Consider the following 7,209-nt stretch of genomic DNA (forward strand, 5'->3'; position numbering starts at 1 on the left):
GAAAATCATTGGAAGTACATTCCATTGCATCTATATTAGCATTCTGAAATAGACCAAAACTTTACAATATGAGTCTTAATAACAAATCTTGGGGAATGTGGGTAACAGCTATTGTGCTTGTTTCTGCCACTATATTATCCTCTTGTAACAAAACTCCAGGATATGGCCGAAGAACTGCCAGCAAGCCTGGAAAGAAAAGCGCAACCACAGGAGGCTCGTTTTCATTTGAAGAAAATGATTCTACAAACTTTTTTGTTTCCAAGCGCGCTGAACAGATTCCTGGTCCCAACTTGAAATTTATTCAAGGCGGTAGAACTGTCTTAGGTTCTCAGGAAGAGGACGTGATGGCATTTCGCGACAACTTGGAGCGAACTGTTTCCATTGCTAATTTCTACATGGATGAGACAGAAATCACCAATAATGATTACCGTGAATTTCTATTTTACATGAAGAAAAAAGTGAGTGCAGATTCACTTTTAAAACTTGAGCCTTCCGAGGCAGTTTGGACAAGCGCCATGTCCTTCAATGATCTTTATCAATCCTATTATTTCAGATTCCCCGGTTTCAACTTTTATCCAGTTGCTGGGGTTTCTTGGACACAGGCAAATGTCTATGGAAAATGGAGAACTGAATTTGTACAAGAAATAGTAAGAAAAGAAAGAGGAATTGACTCCACATTCACCAAACAACAATTGATCGAACGGGGAGTAGCCATGGCTGATTTCAGGCTTCCTAACGAGGCTGAATGGGAATATGCTGCTAAGGCTATGATTGGTACTCAGTATTTGGATGAAAATCAGGAATATGGTCGTATTTATCCATGGGATGGTCGCGGTCTAAGAAACCCTTACAATGTGAAGCGTAAAGGAAAGCAAGGTGACTTCCTAGCCAACTTCAAACGTGGTCGTGGTGACTACGCAGGTATCTCTGGTAATCAAAGAAATGACGGAGAAATACTTCCTACCAACGTTTACGACATGGCTCCGAATGATTTTGGACTCTATCACATGGCTGGAAACATGAATGAGTGGGTGTATGACGTTTACCGACCAATGACTTTCCAAGATTCGGATGACCTCAACCCATTGAGAAGAGATGGGGTATATGATGAGCAGGAAAATTATGAGACTTCATTATTTACTGACGAAATCAGGGTCTACAAAGGAGGTTCATGGAAGGATGTAGCTTATTGGCTAGCTCCGGGAACTAGAAGATTCATGCATCAAGATTCTGCTACCAACCATATTGGTTTCAGATGTGCGATGATCTCTATCGGAGAAAAAGGAAAGTAAAAAAACGTAAAACATCTATGAGCCCGGCTGAAAAAGCCGGGCTTTTTTTGTTTTAAGCCTCTCCAAAAGTCAATAAAAGAGCCTGCACTTGGGACTTATTTTTACCATTGACGTATTTCAGGCCGAGACTTCTTGAATTCAAATGTATTTTGGAAAGGAATTAACCCAAATCAACATGAATAGAAAATTAACAAAATCAATTTTAGCCCTTGCTTTTCTAGGAGTAGGTCTAGGTTCCAATTTTGCCCAAACCACCTATCAGACTCCGCCCAAAGCCATTTCAGATTTGGTCAATGCGCCAAGCACTCCCTCGGTAGTTTTCAGCAAAAATGGAGATTGGATGATGCTTCTGGAACGGGCAGGCAACCCTTCTATTGAGGATTTGGCTCAAGAAGAACTTCGAATCGCAGGATTGAGAATAAACCCTGCTACATCTGGTCCAAGCAGAAGTGGAAGCGTAGAAAATCTCAAAATCAAAATGACCAAAGGTGGTGAGGAAATCCAAATCACCGGACTTCCCGATAATCCCAAAATGAATGGATTTTTGCGGTCCAAGGATGATAAGTATGTAGCATTCACACAGACTGAATCAAATGGAATCAGCCTATGGGTGGTAGATCTTTCGACTTATAGAGCCCGGAAACTTACCGATACCATTTTGAATGAAATCCTCGGAGGAGGCCTGATTTGGACACCTGAAAATGAAATCTTGATAAAAGCTGTCAATCCCTCAAGAGGAGTAATTCCAAAAGCACCTGCCGCACCTGCTGGACCAATCATTCAGGAAACTTCGGGAGATGCTGCGCCAAGTAGAACCTACCAGGATTTACTGGCCAATCCTCACGATGAAGCACTCTTTGCTTATTTCATGGATTCCCAACTTATGCTGGTCAATCTTAATGGCACTCAGAAACCAATCGGTCCATCAGGAATGATTAAGTCAATGGATCTTTCTCCGGACGGAGCTTATCTGCTTATCGAAACTATCAAAAAGCCATTTTCATACTTAGTTCCTGCTTCCCGTTTTCCTTATGAGGTGGAGATTTGGTCCAAAACAGGACAGAAAGTGAAACCATTAGCTCAAATCCCATTGGATGAAAATCGTCCTACAGGCTTCGATGCAACGGTTGCCGGTCCTCGAAATATCAACTGGAGAGCAGATCATCCTGCCACCTTATATTGGGTCGAAGCACAGGACGGTGGAGATGCCAAAGTAGAAATCGCAGAGCGAGAAATCATATACACCCTAAAAGCACCTTTTGCTGGACAAAAACAAAAGCTAGCCAGCACCGCATATCGATTTGGCGGCATTGCTTGGTCGGACGATAACTTTGCTATCTTCTCCGAAAGATGGTCTAGAACTCGAATGGACCGAAAATCGGTAATCAACCCTTCCAACCCAAAACAGGCCCCGAAAGTATTTATCGACCGATCTTCGGATGATATATACAATGATCCAGGAAATCCAGTATTCACCGAAAATGAATTAGGACAGCGTGTACTTCTTCGCAAAGGTGATTTGGTATTCATGACAAGCGAAGGGGGATCATCAGAGGGAAGTATGCCATATCTAGCCACTTTTGACACCAAAACCAAAGCCGAAAAAATCCTCTGGAGATCGGAGGCTCCTTATTACGAGCGAGTAGTAAAAGTACTTGACGAGGAAGGTACTGAGTTTATTACGTTAAAAGAAAGCACTGAAATTCAGCCGAACTATTGGTTAATAAATACCAAAAAAAGGATCGCTCCGCTACAAGTAACCAACTTTGCACATCCTTATGAATCCATCAAAGGTATTAAGAAGCAACTGGTTACTTATAAAAGAAAAGATGGACTTAATCTTTCTGCGGTGGTCTATACCCCTGCCAATTATAATCCTGAGAAAGACGGAACACTACCGGTATTGATGTGGGCCTATCCTCGGGAATATAAATCTGCGGAAATAGCAGCTCAGGTAAGAGGCTCCAAATATGCCTTCACTCGTCTCAGCTGGGGGTCACCGATCTATTGGGTCACTCGAGGCTATGCCATCATGGATCAAACCGAAATGCCGATTGTTGGTGAAGGGGAGGAAGAACCGAACGATTACTTTATCGAGCAATTAGTTTCAAATGCTGAAGCTGCTATCGACCATATCGTGGGAATGGGAGTTGGGGATCGAAGAAGAATCGGAGTTGGGGGCCATTCCTATGGCGCATTTATGACCGCGAATTTGCTTTCACACACCAATCTGTTTGCAGCAGGAATTGCTCGAAGCGGTGCTTATAACCGGACTTTGACTCCATTTGGATTCCAATACGAGCAGCGAACTTACTGGGAAGCACCTGAGGTATATTTCAACATGTCTCCATTCTCTTATGCCCATAAAGTGGAAACTCCAATTCTCCTGATTCATGGAGAAGCCGACAACAATTCCGGGACATTTCCGATCCAGTCAGAGCGATATTACAATGCCTTGAAAGGGCATGGTGTGACAACAAGATTGGTTTTCCTTCCTCATGAAAGTCATGGCTATGCTGCCAAAGAATCTATCCTTCATACCCTTTGGGAAATGGATACTTGGCTTGAGAAATACGTGAAGAATAGCAATCAGTTAGATACCAAGAAGTAAAAATTTTAAAGTCAAAAGCCCTTCAAATTTTGTGGGGCTTTTTTATGTTTTATAAAATTGCGATTATGCAGTTCTTAGCAAGGTTTCTAGCTTGAGAGTCAGTTAACTCAATAATAGTTTCAGTTCGGTGAATTTCGGCATGCTCAGGAATTCCTATTATCGGTCTGGGTAAAGGATTTGCCTCTATTTCCCTACAAAAAGACGCCTTCACTTTCACAATAGCCTGTATCTCAAATCTGCTATTGATCCTGCTGATAATTTGTGATTCAGGCCTTCCAGCATCTCTATCAACGGAGACCCCTCTAGAATCTTTAAAAGCTGCAGAACTTGGTCTATTTTCCTTTTCTTTCCACCAATTGGGAAAAGGCTTTATAGCCCTATAAAGTAATTCTTCATCTTTGATAAAATCCTTCTCCATAAAATTCGCTAACCTTAGAAAAAATTTTAGAAACATCTAGTTCATCTGAGAATTCTGTGTCACCTACTACTTGAAAAAATTTAGCAAAATCCTCAAAGATTTCGATTTCTAAGTAATCACCATTCTCCATTTCATATTCGAATTGAATACTTTTTCTTGCAGTAGGAAACACTTCTGGCTGTTCTTTTAATGTTAACAAAACTGACTTCGCTTTGTCAATTAAAAATTCTGAAAAAGGTTCTGCATTGTTTCCGTTCCAGTTAGCCTCTAAATTTTTTAAGGAATCTAATTTTTCAAGATTGGCTCTTAAATCATGACCAATATGGGAAGAATCATTAGAATGAAGTATTCTCAAAAATTTTGAATCTTGATTTGGCCTAACAAGCGAAGTCGTAGCCCAAATATTTTGGCTTGCAAATCTCTGACTTGCTTGACTTGAGGTAGTGCTAGTTTCGAATTCAAGTAATGCAGCCATTTTTCTTAAGATTGGATTTTAAATTTTTTATGTGATCACCCAGCCATCGATGAATATCTTCTGCATGTGCAAGGTCAAGAACAATCCCATTTTCAACAAATCGAACAATACTTGTTTCATGGTCACCAGGCTCCCTTTCCTCGGTAATTTCGTTCAATACCATTCCTTGGTTAAAAGCATATGTTTGAGACCGAGGTAGGGCGACCCTCTCCAAATAAAAGTTAATTACAATCTCGCCTTGTGGACTTATACCCCCGAAAGCTCCATTTATATATTTAGGATTGTAATCGTCCTTGAATATGTATTTGAATTTTATTTTTTCAAGCTTTTCCATTGATATAAAAGTTGGTATTAAGTTAAATAGAAAATTTCTCTAAACAACATTTATAAAAACCATTCCAGATTTCAAAAGTTTCAGATTTAACAAACTATTACATCTCCCTGATCAATGTCTTAGCATTATCAAATGAATAGGTTCCTGACCAAAAATTACGAGAAGAACTTGGTCAGATTGCTAATCATATGGGAAAAGAGTGCTAAACAATTTAAGAAATCTTTCAAGCCAAAACCTTCTCAATACAAAAACCCAAAGAGCCAAAGTGGGATCGTATTTTTTACACCAATTTCGATATCATCTTTAACCAAAAAAGCGTCGGGTAAATCTTTGATTTGTGAACTGGTTTTGTTTTTTCCACCAACCTCAAAAGTCCATCTTTCATCGACCAAAAAATCTACCTTTGCAGCAAGGTTGACTGTACCTATTTGCTTGACTTGATTGGCAAAAAAAGTTTCTCTGATCGTTCCTGTGTTTACATTATCCTCCGCTAAGGCATAAAGCAGGTTGGTATTGGCAAGGTAAATTTTTTCGGGTTTGGTCAAGGCACCGATTCCCACATTTGGTTTGTGCAAAGACTGAATAATATTAGCTCGCTCCAACAAATCTAAGGCTCTCAGCAAAGTAGGCCTGGAAATGCCGGTCTTTCTGCTGAGCTCGGAAACATTAGGAGTGAACGGTACTGATGTGCTGATCATTCGAATGAGTCTTTTCAGTTTGAAAATGGTGTCGTAATCCAGATTTTCCACGGCATTCAGATCCAGCTCGATGGTCAACTGGACAGTTCGCTTTAGTTTTTCGTAAAACTTTTCTTTCCCCTCTTTGAAAAAAGGATAGGCACCGAATTTCTGATATGCTAAGAATTCAGGAATTGGTGGTACCTGATCCAAAATCTCGGAGGCGATTGAGACATGATTTTTTAAAATATCAGAAAAATTCACGGTTGGAAGTTGGATTCCTTTTTCCAACTGAATAAACTCACGAAGTGATAGTTCTGGCAAGTTATAGCTCACCAGCCTGCGGCTCAAATCCGCCTCTCCTTTATATATCTCCAATATCGATGATGATGTGAACACCGCCTTTAAACTTGGAAAGTTATCATAAACCAATTTAAGTTCGCGGGACCAAGTCGGATAGCGATGAATCTCATCAAGTAACAGAACTTTTCCGCCCCGAAGATGAAATTCTTCTGAAAAATCAAGGAGACTATTTTCTGTGAAATAAAAATCATCCAAAGAAACGTAAGCCGCCGAGCCATCTATGGGCAGATCTTTTTTGAGATGTTGTAGCAGAAGAGTTGTTTTGCCAGAACCCCTAGCCCCCAAAATTCCGATCAATCGATCATTCCAATCGATTTTATCCAGAAGAAATCGCTGAAAGTCCAGCTTAGTTTCTTGGGCTTTGCGCTGAGATAAAAGAAAAAGCTTTTCCATTGTAAACTTAAGTTTACACAAATATACGCTTATTGTAAATTTTATTTTACATTTTTATCCTTGTTTTGTAAATTCTATTTGACAATTATTATTTAATGGTCAACAATCATTTCTTCGAAACCAGGGATTAAACTCAAAACCTAAACTGACTTTTTCCCAAGAAAAAAATTCAACCATTAAGGCATTAAGAAAATTAAGAGTCTGAAATCACCAACTCAACTCAAACCCTAAAACTTAATGCCCTAAATTTCCTTAATGGTTTTAAAAAATCTGTGAAAATCTGTTTCATCTGAGAGAGAATAAACCCATTGCCTAAGCTCAAAACCTAAACTGACTTTTTTCCAAAAAAAATTCAACCATTAAGGCATTAAGAAAATTAAGAGTCTGAAATCACCAACTCAACTCAAACCCTAAAACTTAATGCCCTAAATTTCCTTAATGGTTTTAAAAAATCTGTGAAAATCTGTGTCATCTGAGAGAGAATAAACCCATTGCCTAAGCTCAAAACCTAAACTGACTTTTTTCCAAAAAATTCAACCATTAATGACTTAAGAAAATTAAGAGTTTGAAATCACCAACTCAACTCAAACCCTAAAACTTAATGCCCTAAATTTCCTTAATGGTTTTAAAAAATCTGTGAAAATCT

6 protein-coding genes are annotated in these 7,209 nt (G+C 39.3%); 2 read left to right on the forward strand and 4 right to left on the reverse strand.

Annotation, left to right across the window (positions count from 1 at the left end; translation table 11 throughout):
- Positions 1 to 68 precede the first annotated feature (68 nt).
- Positions 69 to 1,292 carry a gliding motility lipoprotein GldJ gene (gldJ, locus tag ACK4HU_RS13410; RefSeq protein WP_409807545.1) on the forward strand — a complete coding sequence of 408 codons (1,224 nt, stop codon included), beginning with the start codon at positions 69 to 71 and terminating at the stop codon, positions 1,290 to 1,292.
- Between the two features lie 175 nt (positions 1,293 to 1,467).
- A complete protein-coding gene (locus ACK4HU_RS13415) occupies positions 1,468 to 3,903 on the forward strand; it encodes a prolyl oligopeptidase family serine peptidase (protein WP_409807547.1) in 2,436 nt (811 codons plus the stop codon).
- A 49-nt stretch (positions 3,904 to 3,952) separates the two neighbouring features.
- Here ACK4HU_RS13415 and ACK4HU_RS13420 read toward each other — a convergent pair whose 3' ends face one another.
- From ACK4HU_RS13420 to ACK4HU_RS13435, 4 genes are all read right to left on the reverse strand, one after another.
- Positions 3,953 to 4,321: a hypothetical protein gene (locus tag ACK4HU_RS13420; protein WP_409807548.1), complete on the reverse strand. Its 369-nt coding sequence runs from the start codon at positions 4,319 to 4,321 to the stop codon at positions 3,953 to 3,955.
- Positions 4,296 to 4,796 carry a hypothetical protein gene (locus ACK4HU_RS13425; RefSeq protein WP_409807549.1) on the reverse strand — a complete coding sequence of 167 codons (501 nt, stop codon included), beginning with the start codon at positions 4,794 to 4,796 and terminating at the stop codon, positions 4,296 to 4,298. Before ACK4HU_RS13425 ends, ACK4HU_RS13420 begins: the two co-directional genes overlap by 26 nt.
- On the reverse strand, positions 4,780 to 5,130 hold the full coding sequence (locus ACK4HU_RS13430) for a hypothetical protein (protein ID WP_409807551.1): 351 nt from the start codon (positions 5,128 to 5,130) through the stop codon (positions 4,780 to 4,782). Before ACK4HU_RS13430 ends, ACK4HU_RS13425 begins: the two co-directional genes overlap by 17 nt.
- A 239-nt stretch (positions 5,131 to 5,369) precedes the next feature.
- Positions 5,370 to 6,563 carry an ATP-binding protein gene (locus tag ACK4HU_RS13435; RefSeq protein ID WP_409807552.1) on the reverse strand — a complete coding sequence of 398 codons (1,194 nt, stop codon included), beginning with the start codon at positions 6,561 to 6,563 and terminating at the stop codon, positions 5,370 to 5,372.
- Between the last annotated feature and the right edge of the window lie 646 nt (positions 6,564 to 7,209).

The sequence above is a fragment of the Algoriphagus sp. genome (genome assembly GCF_046296635.1).
In the GTDB taxonomy this organism is placed as follows: domain Bacteria; phylum Bacteroidota; class Bacteroidia; order Cytophagales; family Cyclobacteriaceae; genus Algoriphagus.